The organism is Pseudarthrobacter sp. MOO13, assembly GCF_058267655.1.
In genome coordinates, this window is the sequence record NZ_CM177848.1 from 2079065 (window position 1) to 2094599 (window position 15535).

At 68.5% G+C, this 15535-nt stretch carries 15 protein-coding genes; 4 read left to right on the plus strand and 11 right to left on the minus strand.

Features of this window, described 5'->3' with window-relative positions; translation table 11 throughout:
* Positions 1 to 25: 25 nt before the first annotated feature.
* The 4 genes from AC4EEO_RS09665 to AC4EEO_RS09680 form a co-directional block, all read right to left on the minus strand.
* Positions 26 to 247 carry a hypothetical protein gene (locus AC4EEO_RS09665; RefSeq protein WP_018761230.1) on the minus strand — a complete coding sequence of 74 codons (222 nt, stop codon included), beginning with the start codon at positions 245 to 247 and terminating at the stop codon, positions 26 to 28.
* Positions 244 to 1509: an inorganic phosphate transporter gene (locus AC4EEO_RS09670; RefSeq protein ID WP_018761229.1), complete on the minus strand. Its 1266-nt coding sequence runs from the start codon at positions 1507 to 1509 to the stop codon at positions 244 to 246. Before AC4EEO_RS09670 ends, AC4EEO_RS09665 begins: the two co-directional genes overlap by 4 nt.
* A 256-nt stretch (positions 1510 to 1765) precedes the next feature.
* A complete protein-coding gene (locus AC4EEO_RS09675; RefSeq protein WP_491340328.1) occupies positions 1766 to 2440 on the minus strand; it encodes a hypothetical protein in 675 nt (224 codons plus the stop codon).
* Positions 2441 to 2573: 133 nt separating this feature from the next.
* The gene (locus AC4EEO_RS09680; protein WP_018761227.1) at positions 2574 to 3005 is read right to left on the minus strand and encodes a VOC family protein; all 432 of its coding nucleotides are present in this window, start codon (positions 3003 to 3005) and stop codon (positions 2574 to 2576) included.
* 174 nt (positions 3006 to 3179) lie between these two features.
* Here AC4EEO_RS09680 and AC4EEO_RS09685 point away from each other — a divergent pair, with 174 nt between their 5' ends.
* Positions 3180 to 3800, plus strand: coding sequence for an L-threonylcarbamoyladenylate synthase (locus tag AC4EEO_RS09685; RefSeq protein ID WP_133831507.1), 621 nt, complete (start codon positions 3180 to 3182; stop codon positions 3798 to 3800).
* 44 nt (positions 3801 to 3844) lie between these two features.
* Here the strand turns inward: AC4EEO_RS09685 and ligD are convergent, their stop codons facing one another.
* Positions 3845 to 4882: a non-homologous end-joining DNA ligase gene (gene ligD / locus AC4EEO_RS09690; protein WP_026264433.1), complete on the minus strand. Its 1038-nt coding sequence runs from the start codon at positions 4880 to 4882 to the stop codon at positions 3845 to 3847.
* Positions 4883 to 4950: 68 nt separating this feature from the next.
* Between ligD and AC4EEO_RS09695 the strand changes: the two genes are divergently transcribed.
* The gene (locus tag AC4EEO_RS09695; RefSeq protein WP_491340329.1) at positions 4951 to 5628 is read left to right on the plus strand and encodes an alpha/beta hydrolase family protein; all 678 of its coding nucleotides are present in this window, start codon (positions 4951 to 4953) and stop codon (positions 5626 to 5628) included.
* Positions 5629 to 5708: 80 nt separating this feature from the next.
* On the opposite strand, the gene hrpB is transcribed toward AC4EEO_RS09695, so the two are convergent.
* From hrpB to ribA, 6 genes are all read right to left on the minus strand, one after another.
* Positions 5709 to 8306, minus strand: a complete 2598-nt coding sequence (gene hrpB / locus AC4EEO_RS09700; RefSeq protein WP_491340330.1) for an ATP-dependent helicase HrpB — start codon at positions 8304 to 8306, stop codon at positions 5709 to 5711.
* Positions 8307 to 8349: 43 nt separating this feature from the next.
* A complete protein-coding gene (locus AC4EEO_RS09705) occupies positions 8350 to 8892 on the minus strand; it encodes a hypothetical protein (RefSeq protein WP_491340331.1) in 543 nt (180 codons plus the stop codon).
* A 28-nt stretch (positions 8893 to 8920) separates the two neighbouring features.
* A complete protein-coding gene (locus AC4EEO_RS09710; RefSeq protein WP_018761221.1) occupies positions 8921 to 9223 on the minus strand; it encodes a hypothetical protein in 303 nt (100 codons plus the stop codon).
* A gap of 130 nt (positions 9224 to 9353) precedes the next feature.
* Positions 9354 to 9869, minus strand: coding sequence for a flavin reductase family protein (locus tag AC4EEO_RS09715; RefSeq protein WP_491340332.1), 516 nt, complete (start codon positions 9867 to 9869; stop codon positions 9354 to 9356).
* 210 nt (positions 9870 to 10079) lie between these two features.
* Positions 10080 to 11018, minus strand: a complete 939-nt coding sequence (locus AC4EEO_RS09720) for a 5'-3' exonuclease (RefSeq protein WP_491340333.1) — start codon at positions 11016 to 11018, stop codon at positions 10080 to 10082.
* Between the two features lie 60 nt (positions 11019 to 11078).
* Entirely contained in the window at positions 11079 to 12926 is a 1848-nt protein-coding gene (gene ribA / locus AC4EEO_RS09725) for a GTP cyclohydrolase II RibA (protein ID WP_491340334.1), read from the minus strand.
* Between the two features lie 255 nt (positions 12927 to 13181).
* On the opposite strand from ribA, the gene AC4EEO_RS09730 reads away from it, so the two are divergent.
* Together AC4EEO_RS09730 and AC4EEO_RS09735 are read left to right on the plus strand one after the other, a co-directional pair.
* Complete coding sequence (locus AC4EEO_RS09730; protein ID WP_491340335.1) at positions 13182 to 14474, plus strand: BNR-4 repeat-containing protein; 1293 nt, start codon at positions 13182 to 13184, stop codon at positions 14472 to 14474.
* A 129-nt stretch (positions 14475 to 14603) separates the two neighbouring features.
* Positions 14604 to 15533, plus strand: coding sequence for a sugar phosphate isomerase/epimerase family protein (locus tag AC4EEO_RS09735; RefSeq protein ID WP_491340336.1), 930 nt, complete (start codon positions 14604 to 14606; stop codon positions 15531 to 15533).
* Positions 15534 to 15535: the final 2 nt, after the last annotated feature.

Consider the following 15535-nt stretch of genomic DNA (forward strand, 5'->3'; position numbering starts at 1 on the left):
GGTCGGGTCCAGCCGGAGGAACCCGCTACTTGGTGAAGTACGGGATGATCAGGTACAGCCCGAAGAGCACGGCCACGCCACACAGGGAGAAGCACAGGTAGGCCACCGAGCGCTTGATCCCCGGGGAGGGTTGCTGGGCGTCGGCGGCGATTGCCGTAAACCTGACGCCGAGCGAGTAGAGCGTAACCACCAGTGCGGCGGAAATGAGCGTGGTGCCTGCGACGGTCAGGAGTTCCAACCACTTCATCGCTGATTCTCCTTAGGGGTGTTGGCAGCAGCGCCATTGTCAGCTTTGGCCTGTTCCTTGGCCTGTTCCTTCGCTTTGGCCCGGGCGCGGGCCATGGCCTTTTTCTTGGCGAAGCGGACCGCTTGGCCGGCCTCCTCGACCTCGACCGCATTTTGGTGGCCCACAGAAGACTTGCGCGAGTAGAAGAACATGAACAGCACAGCGCCGCTGCCGGCCACGGCAGCAATCAGCACGCCCACCGCGCCGGTCTTGACCAGCAGGGCAGTCAGGGCACCGACAATTCCCGCTGCCGGCAAGGTGAAGAGCCAGCCGAGTGCGATCTTGCCCACCATGTTCCAGCGGACGGTGGTACCGCGGCGTCCCATTCCGGAGCCGATGACCGAGCCGGACGCCACCTGGGTGGTGGAGAGGGCGAAGCCAAGATGGGAGGAGGCGAGGATCGCGGAGGCGGTGCTGGTCTCGGCCGCGAAGCCCTGCGCGGGCTTGACCTCCGTCAGGCCGGAGCCCATGGTGCGGATAATGCGCCAGCCGCCGGCGTAGGTACCGATCGCAATGGCCAGGGCGCAAGCTGTGATCACCCAGAGTTGCGGGCCCGAACCGGGAGCCTGGCTGCCCGCGGCGATCAACACCAGGGTGATGATGCCCATGGTTTTCTGGGCATCATTGGTGCCGTGGGCGAGGGCTACCAGGCTGGAGGTGAAAATCTGGCCGGTGCGGAAACCGCCGCGCTTCTGGGTGAGCTTGCTGCCGGTCTCGGGATCGTGGCGGGCGGTGAGCGCATAAGCAAGCCGGGTGCAGACGTAGGCCGCGAGCCCGGCGATAACCGGGGCGAAGACAGCGGGAAGGATGACCTTCTGGAGCAGGCTCTCGAAGTTGACGGAACTGAACCCTGCACCGACAACGGCGGCACCAATCAGGCCGCCGAAGAGTGCGTGCGATGAGCTGGATGGCAGCCCCTTGAGCCAGGTGACCATGTTCCACAGGACGGCCCCCATCAGGCCGGCGAAGATAATCTCCGGGGTAATCTGCACGCCACCGGATCCTTCGCGGATGATTCCACCCGACACCGTCTTGGCCACTTCGGTGGACAGGAAAGCGCCCACAAGGTTCAGGACGGCCGCCAGGGCCACCGCTGTCCGCGGCTTGATGGCGCCCGTTGCGATGGGTGTGGCCATGGCGTTCGCGGTGTCGTGGAACCCGTTCGTGAAGTCGAAAAATAGTGCCAGTGCGATGACCAGCGCCACCATGAAGGTGATATCCACCTGTTGCCCAATCTGCAGAGTCGACGTTCAGCAGTTTCTCCTACCAGGCTGCCTTGCACAGCATAGTTCACCAGCTGTTTGCGTGGAATGACTTGCGGTGGGGGCCGGAACCGGCGGGAAACCTTATCGATCGTACGCGTCCCCGGCATGAGGACAAAACAGTGGCGGGCGCCGCCAACGGGTGTCCGCCGGCGTTGGTCCGCCTCGTTTCCACGCCATCGCGGTGGGGACCGGGGCTGTCTCCTGTCGCGCGGCTTCAGCCCTGGTGGAACTGCGCGGAACGGGGCGGCGCATCCAGTTCCGGCGCGATCTTCTCTTCGATCGCGGCGACGGTTACATCGGGCAGGACAATCAGGCCGTCCAGTTCGCGGCGGGCCCGTTTGTAAGCGGCCTGGCGTTCAGCGGGCGTGGCGGCCTGGTTTTCCGCGATCATCAGAAGTTTCCGTGCCGTGGCAAGCCGTTCGCGCTCGGGACCGCTGAACCTGCTGTCCCTGATCCGCTTTGCTTCCCGTTCCGCGACGTCGAGCGCCACCGCAAAGTTGTTGACTGCCTGCCGGTACGACTCAAGTCCGGTCACGGAAGTCAGGTCCGCGGCAGATGCCGACCGCTTGCCGTCTGCTTCCCGTTTGGCTCGCAGGAAGGCGACCGTGAGCGGCTCACGGACGTCGGTCATCAGCGGAAAGTCGATGAGCTTGCCGACATCGAGTTCGTACTCGAGCCACCGTTTGTTGGTGGTGTCATGGGCATCCATCAGCGCCTGCACCTCTGCCAGGGAGGCGCTCTCGACTTCACGTGCCTGGTTCTTCAGGTTGTACAGTTCAACCCGGCGCCGGTGGCGCCGTTCGGCGGCACGCCGCCAGCCGCCGGCCCAGCGGCCGGCGAAAGCCATCAGCGGGAAAACCAGCCACCATTTGTCGGAAAGAAATTCCATGAGGGGACTCACCCCTCCATCCTCGCAGCACGGCGGGCCCGCCTCAAGGAGTGGGCAGGGTGGATTCGTCCGGGTCGCGCCAGGAACTGCAGTGGCCGGCCGTCCCCGCCACGTAGGCCCGGGCAGGTTGCGGTCAGGGAGCCTGCGTGGCTTGCGCGCCGTTGACGTTGACCAGCCAGGACACTCCGAAACGGTCCACGCACATGCCGAAAACGTCGCCCCACGGCGCTTTTTCCATGGGGACCGTGACCGCACCGCCCTCACCGCTGAGCTTCTCGAAGTAGCCCCGGAGCTCCCCTTCGTCGTCCCCGCTCAGGGACACCGAGATCGATGAACCCGGGTGGTATTCCATACTGTTCGGGGTGTCGGCACCCATGAGCACCAGGCCTTGGGTGGTGGTGAGCATGCCGTGCATGATCTTCTCGGCTTCGGCAGGATCGTCGCTGGCCTGGAAGTCGGCGAACGTGCTCAGTGTCAGTTCGCCGCCAAAGACAGACTGGTAGAAGTTCATTGCCTCACGGGCGTTGTCCCGGAAGCTCAGGTAGGGGTTGAGGATGGTGGGCATAGCGGGGTCTCCTTAACATGGCCGGAACGGGTGCAGAAACCATCCTGCCCGATCCGGCGCCGGCCCGGTAGGGGATGCCTCCCCTGTTCATCCCGTGTTTGAGCGATCGAAAGGGCAGCCTCAACGTGCCCCGGGTGATGGTGCGGTGCGGCCCAGGGAACGTAGGCTCGGGTGATGGCCAGATTCTTTGATGTTCATCCGCACGACCCCCAGCCGCGCGCCATTGCGCAGGCAGTCAAAATCATTCGCGACGGCGGACTGATCGCCTACCCCACGGACTCCTGCTATGCCTTGGGAGCCCAGATGGGCAACAAGGATGCCTTGGACCGGATCCGAAGCATCCGCCACCTGGATGACAAGCACCATTTCACCCTCGTGTGCCGGGATTTCGCCCAGCTGGGCCAGTTCGTGAACATTGGGAACGATGTCTTCCGCAGCATCAAGGCCGTCACTCCGGGCAGCTACACGTTCATCCTTCCTGCCACCAAGGAGGTTCCGAAGCGGCTGCTCCACCCGAAGAAGAAAACGGTGGGGGTGCGCATTCCGGACAACCGGGTGGTTCAGGCATTGCTCGCCGAACTTGGTGAGCCCCTGCTCTCGAGCACGCTCCTGCTGCCGGATGAGGACGAACCGCTGACCGTCGGCTGGGAAATCAAGGAGCGGCTGGACCACCAGGTGGATGCGGTGATCGACGCCGGAGACTGCGGCGCCGAGCCCACCACTGTGGTCGACTTCTCCAGCGGGGTGGCCGAGGTGGTCCGGCGCGGCATGGGCGACCCGTCCCGCTTCGAATAGCCTCGCCGCACCTGCGGTGGCGTGGCCCTCGTGTCGGGCCCGGGTCAGTCGTTGTTGGCGTCGGCCGGCTTTCTTGCCCGGCTGGGCTGCACCCTGGGCGGTTCGCCCGGCATCTTGGGGTAGTCCGGCGGGAAGGGCATCTCCCCGAGTCCGTCCTTGCAGTCCCGGTCCCACCATTCCAGGAGCGTGTCGATGGTGCCGGGCTTGGCGCTGAAGTCAGCCCAGGGATCTCCCACCGTCTTCAAGCGTTCCGGCACCGTCAGGATGGTGAAGTTCTTTGGATCCGCTTTTTCCAGTTCCGCCCAGGTGAGGGGGCAGGACACGGGGGCGTGCGGGAGGGCCCGCGGGCTGTAGGCGCCGGCGATGGTACGGTCCCGGTTGGCCTGGTTGTAGTCGAGGAACACCCGGCGGCCGCGTTCTTCCTTCCACCAGGCCGTGGTCACCTTGTCCGGGATCCGGCGCTCCACCTCCCGGGCGGCGGCGATGACGGCGTGCCGGACATCAAGGAACTCGCGGTTTGGCTCGATGGGAGCGTAGACGTGCAGGCCGCGGTTTCCGGAGGTCTTGACGAAGCCGGTGAGCCCTGCCTCCGCAAGGACGTCCTTGAGCACCAGGGCAGCGGGGACGGCGTCGCCGAAATCTGTCCCGGGCTGCGGGTCGAGGTCGATGCGGAGTTGGTCCGGATTGTCGGTGTTTTCCGCCCGGGACGGCCAGGGGTGGAAGACCACGGTGTTCATCTGGACGGCCCAGACGGCAGCTGCCGGTTCGTCAAGGACCAGTTGGGGATGGGACCTGGCGCTGGGGTACACCACCTTGACGGACCTGACGAAGTCCGGCGTGCCCTTTGGCGGGTTCTTTGAGAAGAACATCTCGCCTTCGATGTTGTCCGAGTACCGCTGGAGGGACACGGGCCGGTCCCCGTTGGCGGCAATGAAGGCCTCCCCCACGTCGCAGATATACCTGGCGAGGTCCAACTTGGTCAGGCCCAGGTCCGGCCAGAGGACGCGGCTGGGGCTGGAGATGCGCATTTCGCGCTCGCCGTTGGGACCTTGGACGGTGATGGTGGTCTGTTCGCTCGCCATGGGGACAACGTACACCCGGCCGCCGGCAGACACCGGCATATGCGGCCGCCCTCGGGCATGATGGATCCATGCCCCACCCCGACCATCAGCTCGTCATCGCTGCAGGTGACGCCACGTTTTCGGCCATCTACGCGCGCCCGCACCAACCCACCGCAACAGTGGTGGTGGCGCACGGCGCAGGAGCCGGGATGGACCACCCGTTCCTGCGCGGATTCACGGACGCCCTTAACGGCCTGGGCCTGGCCACCCTGCGCTTCAATTTTCCGTACCGGGAGGCAGGGCGGAAGTTCCCCGACCGCCCTCCGGCTGCCATCGCCGCCTGGCGGGCCGCTATGGACACAGCCCGCGCCCAGGCGAAGGCCAACGGCGACAGCGGCCCCGTCTGGGCGGCGGGCAAGTCATTCGGCGGCAGGATGGCATCCATGGCCGTTGCCGACGGCATGGCCGCCCAGGGCCTGGTGTACCTGGGCTACCCGCTGCACGCCCCCGGCAAACCGGAGAAACTCCGGGATGGGCACCTGTACGGGATCACGGTGCCGATGCTGTTCCTGCAGGGAACGCGCGACACGTTTGCCACGCCCCACATTTTGACGGACGTCGTGGCCCGGATCGGCTCCAATGCGGTCCTGGAGTGGGTGGAGGGCGGTGACCACTCCTTTGCCGTGGCGGGAAACAAGCGCCCCGCCGATGAGGTGGGTGCGTCGCTGGCGCTTTTAGTGGCCCGGTTCATCGCCGCGCACGCTTAGGGCGCCTGGCAGCGTCGCCCGTTCATCTGATACCTCACGGGCAGGCCGCGGGTGCTGCCCGCCGCCCCCTAACGGCGGCCCTATGTGCGTGGCTTGGCGCGTGCGCTCGCCGGGGCTGACCACGGATCCTCCGGCCAGGGGTGCTTGGGGTAGCGGCCGCGCATTTCGGTACGCACCTGGGCATACGGGCCGGACCAGAAAGAGGTCAGGTCGTCCGTGACGGCCAGGGGGCGGCGTGCCGGGGACAGCAGGTGGAAGAGCACCGGAACCCGTCCGCCGGCAAGCCGGGGTGATTCAGCCAGCCCGAAGCATTCCTGGAGTTTCACCGCCACCACGGGCGCCGCGCCGTCGTCGCCAGGCTCCGGGTACTCGATCCGGACCCGCGAACCGCTGGGCACTTCAAGCCATTCCGGAGCGAGCTCGTCGAGCCTGGCGGCCTCGGGCCACGGGAGCAGCCCGCGCAGCGCCCCGGCCAGGTCGAGGGAATCCAGCGGCGCCCCCGCGGCGAGGGCTTCCAATTCGGTTCCCAGCCACTCTTCCAGCCGGGCCAGCAGGGCCGTATCCGAGACATCGGGCCACGGCTCCCCTGCCTGGCGGTGCAGGAAGGCGAGCCGGCTCCGGAAGGAGGCCGCCGCCGTCGGCCAGGAAAGGGCTGCCAGCCCGCCCGCCTGGAAAGCGGCTGCCACCGCGGCCCTGCCTTGGGCGGCCGTGGGACGCACCGGTGTCGAGGCAAGTACGACCGCCCCCAGCCGCTTGGTCCTGCGGGCCGTCAGCCGCCCTCCGCTGAAGCGCGTGTCCACGGTTTCAGCCAGCAGGTGCCCGGCCGCAGTTTCGGCCATGGTGGCGGACAAGGGTGCCGCGGCGCGGATCACGGCACCGGTTCCGGCCGCGTCCCGGCCACCGGCCCGCGAAACGTCGGCCACGGCCAGCCATTCGTGGCCTGAGAGGGTACTGCCGCCGGGGAGGCCCGCCCGGGTGCCCGACGTGAACAAGTACTGCCCCGACCCCTCGCTGCCGGGGACGCGGCGTGCCACGCGGTCGGGATAGGCGAGGGCGACGACGGCGCCCACAGCTTCGCCCCGGGCCGGGGGCAACACCGCGGGGGCATGGCGGTCCGGCTGCCGGCGGGCCAGGGACGCCAGGCGTTTGGATTCCTCGGCCCAACGCCGGCCGGCAGGCCCGGGATCTGCCCGCAGCTGGGCCAGGAGCCGGGGCAGGTCCGCCCCGGGCGCGCGGTGGTCCCCGGAGAGCGCAGCCACCACCTCGGCGGCCAGCCGGGTCCCGGCGGATGCGGCACCTTCAAGCAACGCCCGGGCGAGCCGGGGGTCGGCGGGTACGGCCGCGAGCAGCCGGCCTTCGGCCGTCACGTGGCCGTCGTCGGTTACGGCGCCGAGCTCCCGCAGGACCTCGACGGCGTCATCCATGGCGGGGCGGGGCGGCGCGTCCGGCAGGGGCAAGCCCTTCCCGCCGGGCGAGCCCCAGCAGGCCAGGGTCAACGCCGCGCTGGTCAGGTCCGCCACGTTGATCTCCGGCGTGACGTGCGCCGGCGCGGCACCATAGGCCTGCTGGCTGTAACAGCGGACTACGGTGCCCGGGCCTTGCCGGGCCGCGCGTCCTGCGCGTTGCTCAGCGGATGCCCGGGAACAGGAAACGGTGACAAGCCCGCTCATTCCGCGGCCCGCATCGCGCCTGGGCTCCCGGGCCAGGCCGGAATCGATGACCAACCGCACGGCGGGCACGGTCAGGGACGACTCGGCAAGGTCCGTGGAGACGACGATCCGTGGGCCGTCCCCGGGGTGCCGGCCGGACACGGCCCTGTCCTGTTCGGCCGCACCAATCCGGCCGTGCAGTTCCAGGACATCCACGCTGCTGCCCAGCCTGCCGCGCAGGGCCGCGGCCACGTGCGAGACCTCCCGGGCTCCCGGAACGAAGACCAGGGCGTCCACGGAGCTGTCTGCCGCAGCGTGGGCCTCCGCAGCCGTGGCGGCCACTTCGTCAAGGAAAGCGCGCGTCACTCCCCCGGCGTCAAGGCGCGGGCTTTGTGCCGGGAGCCACTGCACCTCGAGCGGGTAATGCACCGCCGGGCAGTCCACCACGGGGACCGGGCGGCCGGATGTGCCCAGCAGCGCAGCGAACCTGGGTGCGTCGAGGGTGGCTGACATGGCGACGACGGCAAGGTCACCGCGCAGCTCGCGGACCTCGGCGAGCATCCCGACCAGGAGGTCGGTTTCGAGGCCGCGTTCGTGCACCTCGTCCAGGACGACGGCGGCCGTCCCGTCCAGGCCCGGGTCCGCCAGGAGCCGGCGCAGGAGGATGCCGGGGGTGACGAACTCAATCCGGGTGTCCGGGCCTGCCCGGCGTTCGCCGCGGACCGTGTAGCCCACCCGCCCGGCAGCCGGGCTGCCAACAAGTTCCGAGAGCCGCCGGGCTGCTGCGCGGGCTGCGACGCGCCGCGGCTGGGTGACGACGACGCGGCCCGAGGTGCCCACAAGGTTGGCCAGCAGGGGCGGGACGAGGGTGGTCTTTCCGGTTCCCGGCGGGGCCTGCACCACGGCGGCGGCCCCGGGGCCGGTTTCCAGTGCCTGCCGCAGCCGGGGAACGGAGGCTGCGAAGGCAAGGCCGGCGCCAATGGCGCGGAGGTCAAAGCCGTCGTCGGCTTGGCCTGCACGAGGAATCATCCATCTATTCTCCCCTGACCGGGACGAGTTCTTTGGCGCCCGGTCAGGGCTTGCCTTGGCCTTTTGCCTTGCCCTTGGCTTCCTTCGCCGCATTCGAACGCCCCGCGCCCGGCGGATCGGCGGCGGGCGCCGGTTCAGGCGCCACGGCCGCCACGGCCGGTTCGGCCGGTTCGGCTGGAACGCTTCCAGCCTCACCCGGTGCTGCCGACAGCTCGCCGCCGGCCGGAGCAGCCTGTGGCGCCTCGGGGGGCGCAACTGCCGCGACCTTTGCTGCGATGTCGGCCCGGACGGAGGCCAGTGCGCTGTGGATGCCGTTGTACCGCTCGGGTGAAAGCCGCCCGTCCGCCGCCGCCTCGCCGAGGTCTTTCTCCAGTGCCTCAAGTGCTGACAAAGCGCCGTCCATCCTGTTTTCGGCCGCCGCCTGGCTGATGCCCAGCACCCGGACCTGGAAGCCCCGCAGCACGCCCTGGTCGGTGCGCCCGGGACCGATGGCCGCAGCGCCGGCAACCAGTATGGCCGCGACGGCAACGCACACCAGGATCAGGGCACGCGTTCCGCGGCGCCGCCGGCTGCCGGGCTCTGTCACGCGGTCATTGTCCGTGTCGCGTCCGGCTTCAGGCCGCATGCCGGCCACGGAGCGGGACGACGGAGGGTGCGCGCTGGGGCAGGGCGGTAACGGTGGCGGGGTCCGCGTGCTCCTGGGCTGCCGGCGTCCTCCGCGAGCCGAAAGTCGACCGCGCCAGGAAGTGGCGGACCGCGGTGCGGATCCAGGTGGTGAGGAACAAGCCGATCCCCATCCCGAGGAGCACGTGTCCGGCAACGTAATGTTGCCCGGCTCCCGGGCCCCCTTCGGCTGCCATCGCCACGCCGCCGGCGGTCAACATCACTGACAGGGCCGTTCCTGAGATAACGCCCATGGCTCCTGCTCCATCCCATTTAGTCAGCACGCTTACTGGTATTGCTCAGCAAGCTTACTACTTGGCGGGGCTGATTCAAGAGCCGGGGGTTGACGCCGGGACGGTGGGCCGGCCGACAAGCCGGCCCCGGTCAGCCTGCAGCTTCGAGCAGGCGTTCGACCGGCGAGATCCCTGCATAGCGTCCCTTGAAAAACAACAGCGGCTCAGCGTCCACCCGGGCATCCAGGTGCCGTACCGCGGCCACCACGATGGTGTGGTCACCGCCGTCATATTCCGCGTGCAGTTCGCAGTCGAGCCAAGCCAGGGCGTCATCCAGGACGGGATTGCCCAAGGGCGACGACGTGTGGCTGACTCCGGCGAACTTGTCCGACCCGGAGCGGGCGAACTGACCTGCGAGGTGCTGGTGTTCAGCCGGGAGGATGTTGATGGCGAAGGTGCCCGCACCGCGGAGCACAGGCCAGGTGGTGGACGTACGCGCCGGGCTGAACGTGACGAGCGCCGGGTCAAGGGACAGGGACGCGAACGACTGGCACGTAAAGCCTGCCGGGCCTTGTGGCGTGGAGCTTGTGATTACCGTCAATCCGCTGGCAAAAGTTCCAAAGATATCCCGAAGCCGGCGTGGAGCGAGATCTGATGTGGCGGTCATAATGTGGCCTCTCGTTTGGATCGTTACCTCACCAAACCATCAGCGGATTGCACGTTCAAACCGCCTGAAATGAGCCGACGCCCGCCGCAACGAAACGTCACGGCCGTACACCCGGCGTCATCCAAACCTGGCTCCGGGACGTCCAGCATGTCCCGGTTTTACGCAATAAACAGTCATCCCGGACCCGGCTGGCAGCACCGGCGTCGTCCGTCAGGCTTGCTGGTCCAGTGCGGCGAGCAGCCGGCGGACCGAGCCTCCGAGGTTCCAGTCCCCGGCCGCCTGCTCAAGCCCGGCGCGCCGACTGCCGGTCACGGGCCGGAGCCGGGCCCCCGCCTCGTCCAGGGTGGGCAGCTCCAGGTTGCGGACCAGGCGCACGACGGCGGGGGCGGCTTCCAGGTATTCGGCGGCGGCGTCCAGCCTGGCCCGGACCGGGCCGGATACCCCGCCGCCGGGCTCATCGGCTGCTGCCAGCAATCGTTCCAGGGTGCCGTACTTCAGGAGCAGTGACGACGCCGTCTTCTCACCGATCCCGGCAACGCCCGGCAGTCCGTCCGAGGCGTCCCCGCGCAGAGTGGCGTAATCGGCATACTGCTGCGGCAAGACCTTGTATTTGGCCACCACGGTTTCCTCCGTGACCACCTCGAGGTTCTTCATGCCGCGCGCGGTGTAGATCACCCGGACGCCGCGTTCGTCGTCGCAAACCTGGAACAAGTCCCGATCTCCTGTGACCACGTCCACCGGGAAGGCGGCGTGGCTGGCATAGGTGCCCACTACGTCGTCGGCCTCATGGTCTGCGGCCCCCACGATGGCAATGCCGGCGAGCTCAAGGGTCCGGCGGATCATGGGCAATTGGGCCTCAAGGCCCTCGGGGACCACCTCGATGTCGGTCCCGCCCGGTACCGCCTTCGCCACCCGGTGTGCCTTGTACGTGGGGATCAGGTCAACCCGCCACTGGGGCCGCCAGTCGTTGTCCCAGCACGCCACCAGATGGGTGGCCTGGTAGTCGGTGGTGAGCCGCGCGATCATGTCCAGCAGGCCGCGGACAGCGTTTACGGGCGTACCGTCCGGCCGCCGGATGCTGTCCGGAAGGCCGTAGAAGGCACGAAAGTACAGGGAAGCAGTGTCAAGCAGCATCAGGCGCTGGGGCATACCTGATCCTGACACGGATTTCCCGCCTGCGGCTGCACCGGGCAACCGACGCCGCGCTGCCTAGAAGGACGGCATGGTGAATTCCATGCCCAGCAGGCCGCGGCCCGCCTGCTCCAGGATGGGGTCGAGGCCCAGGGTGGGGTGGCTCAGGAGCACGCCGACGTCGCGCTGGATCCGCTGCAGCGGATGGGACAGGCGGTGGGCACTGGCGCCCGATCCGGCAACGGCTAGCCGGACCGCCTCCTGGGCGGCTTCCGCGCTTAGGGCCAGCGACAGCCGGAACGAGGCCCGCTCCCGCGCGGCAGGCCCACTGGGCGCCGACCCGTCCCCCGGCAGCAGGGACAGTGCCGCCTGCCAGTGCAGTTGGGCGGTGGCCACCAGCCCGGACGCCTTGGCGTAGCGGGTTTGCGCCGGGACATAGTCTGCCTGCCGGGTGATGGGGCCGTTCTTTTCCTTCCGGCGCAGCAGCTGGTCCCGGAACAGCTCCAGGGCATACTCTGCGGAGCCAAGTGCCGCCGCCGGGGCCACCAGGTTGAGCAAGGTTGACATCGGCGCAGAGATCAGTGGTTCGGAGTGAAGCTCTGCGCCGGGATTGTCGGGGCCGCTGAGCAGGGCCCAGTCCATGACCCGGTCCGCCGGAACGAAGAGCGAGTCCGCGCGGAGGTCGTTGCTGCCGGTTCCCCTGAGCCCGTCCGTATGCCACGCGTCCACCAGTTCCAGGTCGGTGAGCGGAACCAGCGCCTGCAACCGGATGCCGTCGTGCTGCACCGCCAACAGGACCCATTGCGAGTGCATGATGCCCGAAGCGAAGCTCCAGTGGCCCGAAACCGCATATCCGCCCGGCACCTTCCGCGCCGAACCAACCGGGGCACTGGTTGCGGCGGCGAGCGGCATCACGCCGCCGGAAAAAACGTCGTCCTGCACCTTCCGGGGCCAGCGTGCCAGCATCCAGGCGTGCTCCGCCAGGTGCCCGGCGGTCCAGGCCGTGGAGGCGCAACCCCGTGCGAGGCCCCTGATGGCTTCCCCGTACGTCTGTGCGCCCAGGCCATACCCGCCGACACCCGCGGGCGCCAGGAGACGGAAGATGCCGGCGGCCCCCAGGTCCCGCATCGTCCCCTCCGGGAGCCGGCGCAGCTGCTCGGCCTCCTCCGCCCTGGCGCGCAGGGCGGGGATCAGGGCTTCCACGCGGCCCAGCATGTCCGCGTGCCCGGGGGCGCGGCCCGGGGCGGCGCGGACGACGGCGGCCTGGCCGAGCTCCAGCGTATGTCCGGTCCGGTCCCGCTTGGCGGCGAGGTAGCGGGAGTTGGCCTCGGAGAGGTGGACACCGGTGGGGATCTTTTCGGCGGTGGTGATGCCGAGTGCGGCCAGCTGCGAAGCTTTGTCGGGATTGTTGCTCAACAGCCTCACCGACGTGGCGCCCAGGGCATTGAGCATCTGGGCTGCCGCCGTATAGTCGCGTTCATCCTCGCCGTGGCCGAGGGCAAGGTTGGCGTCATAGGTGTCAAGGCCCTGGTCCTGCAGGGCGTAGGCATCGAGTTTGGGGTAAAGGCCAATGCCGCGGCCTTCCTGGCGGAGGTAGAGCAGGAAGCCTCCGGAGGCAGCAATGCGTTCCACGGCTTCCCGGAGCTGCGGTCCGCAGTCGCAGCGCTCGCTGCCAAAGACGTCCCCTGTCATGCATTCGCTGTGCAGCCGGACCAGGGGCGCCGTTGAGCCGCCGAGCAGGGCCTGCTCCCAGTTACCCAGGGCCAGCAGCAGGTGTTCCCGGCCGTCCACCAAGCCATGGAACGTCATGACGACGGCGGTGGTGGCGTAGCCGTCGACGAACCGGAGCGGGACGCTGACCTGGCTGCGGACGGTGGCCGCGGGCAGGGCGGACGAATGCGGTGCGGAATGGGCAATTGCTGTCATTGCGGGCCTCGGCGATCATCATAAATGGTTGAAGATTAAAGCAAGAGTATCTTGCATTAGTTCAAGCTTCAAGCATTGTGTCCGGATAAGTCGGGGCTGGCTGAACGTTCGAATCCGACCGGTTTCGGCCACACCCTTGACCACCGCGCCGATACTTGCATATGGTCCAACCACACAGCCCATGACGGCTCCGTGGCCGGCGCCGGACGGCGCGCCCACGGGTGGAACCCACCCCACAACGAGAGCAGGATTCCGATGCCCGGCATGCAGACCACCATCAATGACAACGGCGCATGGTGCTGGTTCCAGGACGAGCGCGCCCTGGTGGACCCGGCCAACAACACGCTGCTGGTGGGCTCCGTGGCAGCCCCCGGGGGCGCCGGGGGCGACAGCCGGGGCGGAAACATCGAGGTTGCCGTCCTTGACCTTGCTACCGGTGACAGCCAGGTCCACGTTGTCCACACAAGGCTGGAGCCGGACGACCACAACGCCCCGGCGCTCCTGATCAGGCCCGATGGCCGCTACCTGGCGATGTACGCCAAACACAAAACGGACAACTACTCCCGCTGGCGGATCTCCACCCGGCCACATGACGCCTCCGAATGGGGCCCGGAGGAACACTTCGACTGGACGGAGCTGGCCGGCGGCCGCGGCGCGACCTACTCGAACCTGCACCGGCTCGCTGCCGAGTCCCGGGTGTACAACTTTGTCCGTGCCATCAACGACGACCCCAGCCTTCTGGTGTCAGGAGATGACGGCACCACATGGCGGTTCGGCGGAAAACTCTTCACCCGCCCCAAGATCGGCTACGTCAACGGCTACACCCGATACTGCGGAAACGGGACGGACCGCATTGACCTCATCACCACCGACCACCACCCGCGGGACTTCAACAACAGCATCTACCACGGCTACATCCGCGACGACGCCCTGCACGACGCCCGGGGCCAGGTGGTCAGCAAGCCGCTGATCGGCTCGCCGGGGATCAACCAGGCTGCACTGACCACAGTGTTCGCGGCGGGAACGGACATTGACGGCGACATCCTTACCCACGGCTGGACCGTGGACCTGCGCCGCCAGGGGCAGGACCTGGCCGCCATCATCAGCTGCCGCGCCAACGACGTCAACGGCCCGCTGCAGCGGGAGCAGCCGCTCGACGTCGATGATCACCGGCTGCTGTACGCCCGGTTCGACGGGAGGCAGTGGAACCTGCACCCGCTGGCGGCCGCCGGCCCGGCCCTGCTGCCGCACGAGCAGGACTATACGGGCCTGGGCGCGGTGGACCCGCATGACCTCAACCAGGTGTACATCTCCACTCCCATCGACCCGCGGACCGGGCAGGCCACCGGCCACTACGAGATCTACCGGGGCAGGACGCGGGACGGCGGCACCACCTTTGGCTGGGAAGCGGTCACAGAAGGCTCCGCAGTGGACAACCTCCGGCCCATGGTGCCGCCCGGGGATCCCTCCACCCACGCTGTCTGCTGGTTCCGCGGCAGCATGACCTCGTCCCAGGACTATGCGACAGACGTGGTGGTCCTGCATTGATGCCGGGCGCCCGGACCACCCGGGCCCGGTGACCGAGTGTGATCGAACCGGCGCCGGCCGTTGACCCCGCCGCACCCCGTGCGCCAGTGTTGAAACGTTATTAGCGACTGCGAGCGGCCAGGACGACGAATGCACCACCCAGCGGAGCTCGAACCAACACTGACGGTGTCAACACTGGGGGCGCCCGGCAAAAGCCTGGACACGGTCCTGTCCTGGTTGGTGGCGCACGGTGCACGGGGAGTGGAGCTGCGGCTTGGCCCCGGCGAAATCGCCGCCCCGGCCATGACCCGGCGCGAACGCTCCGAAGTCCGGTCCCGGATCGAAGATTCAGGCCTGGCCGTCACCGGGGTGGCCAGCTACATCAGGGTCGCGGAACCGGTTGCCGATGAACTGGTGGTGGGGGCGCTCGAAGCGGCGCTGATCCTGGCCCATGATCTCGGCGCGCCGGCCGTCAGGGTATTCCCGGGAGCCCCCGTCCACCCCTGCGGATACGACAGGGTGCCCGAAACCATCCAAGCCAGGCAGGAAGCCAACGCCCTGGCAGCCGGCCGACTGACCGCCGTCGCACGCTTGGCCCGGGATCTGGGAACGTACCCGGCGCTTGAAACGCACGATTCACACCCCCGCGGCAGCGACATCGCCGCCATCCTGGACATGGTGGATGGGCCCGCAGGCGCCGTCTGGGACCTCATGCATCCGTGGCGGGTGGGCGAGACCCTCGGCGCAACGTGGCGGGCCCTGCAGCCCTGGCTCACCGGCGGAGCGGGCAGCGTCCAGGTCAAGGACGCCCGGTTGCCCGCCAGCCGGACCCCGGCCCTCGTCGGCACAGGCACCCTCCCGGTCGATGCCTTTGCCGGGCTGCTCCGGGACGCCGGCTACGCCGGTCCCGTCTGCCTGGAGTGGGAGAAGGCGTGGCACCCCGACGCACCGCCACTGGACGAGGCACTCGGGTCCGCGGTGCGGTGGTTCCGGCGCCACTGGCCTGCGCGGCCAGGAGCCGACACCGCCGCACCTTTTCAGCCCCAGCCCTTCCCTGGAGACATCATGATGGAGCCGTGACC

What these genes read in the sequence shown, in the direction of transcription:
- AC4EEO_RS09735 (WP_491340336.1), top strand. Translation starts at nt 14,604, where the DNA reads ATGCACCACCCAGCGGAGCTCGAACCAACACTGACGGTGTCAACACTG.
- AC4EEO_RS09715 (WP_491340332.1), bottom strand. Translation starts at nt 9,869, where the DNA reads ATGACCGCCACATCAGATCTCGCTCCACGCCGGCTTCGGGATATCTTT.
- AC4EEO_RS09665 (WP_018761230.1), bottom strand. Translation starts at nt 247, where the DNA reads ATGAAGTGGTTGGAACTCCTGACCGTCGCAGGCACCACGCTCATTTCC.
- AC4EEO_RS09730 (WP_491340335.1), top strand. Translation starts at nt 13,182, where the DNA reads ATGCCCGGCATGCAGACCACCATCAATGACAACGGCGCATGGTGCTGG.
- AC4EEO_RS09685 (WP_133831507.1), top strand. Translation starts at nt 3,180, where the DNA reads ATGGCCAGATTCTTTGATGTTCATCCGCACGACCCCCAGCCGCGCGCC.
- AC4EEO_RS09695 (WP_491340329.1), top strand. Translation starts at nt 4,951, where the DNA reads ATGCCCCACCCCGACCATCAGCTCGTCATCGCTGCAGGTGACGCCACG.
- AC4EEO_RS09720 (WP_491340333.1), bottom strand. Translation starts at nt 11,018, where the DNA reads ATGCCCCAGCGCCTGATGCTGCTTGACACTGCTTCCCTGTACTTTCGT.
- hrpB (WP_491340330.1), bottom strand. Translation starts at nt 8,306, where the DNA reads ATGATTCCTCGTGCAGGCCAAGCCGACGACGGCTTTGACCTCCGCGCC.
- ligD (WP_026264433.1), bottom strand. Translation starts at nt 4,882, where the DNA reads ATGGCGAGCGAACAGACCACCATCACCGTCCAAGGTCCCAACGGCGAG.
- AC4EEO_RS09680 (WP_018761227.1), bottom strand. Translation starts at nt 3,005, where the DNA reads ATGCCCACCATCCTCAACCCCTACCTGAGCTTCCGGGACAACGCCCGT.
- AC4EEO_RS09710 (WP_018761221.1), bottom strand. Translation starts at nt 9,223, where the DNA reads ATGGGCGTTATCTCAGGAACGGCCCTGTCAGTGATGTTGACCGCCGGC.
- ribA (WP_491340334.1), bottom strand. Translation starts at nt 12,926, where the DNA reads ATGACAGCAATTGCCCATTCCGCACCGCATTCGTCCGCCCTGCCCGCG.
- AC4EEO_RS09675 (WP_491340328.1), bottom strand. Translation starts at nt 2,440, where the DNA reads ATGGAATTTCTTTCCGACAAATGGTGGCTGGTTTTCCCGCTGATGGCT.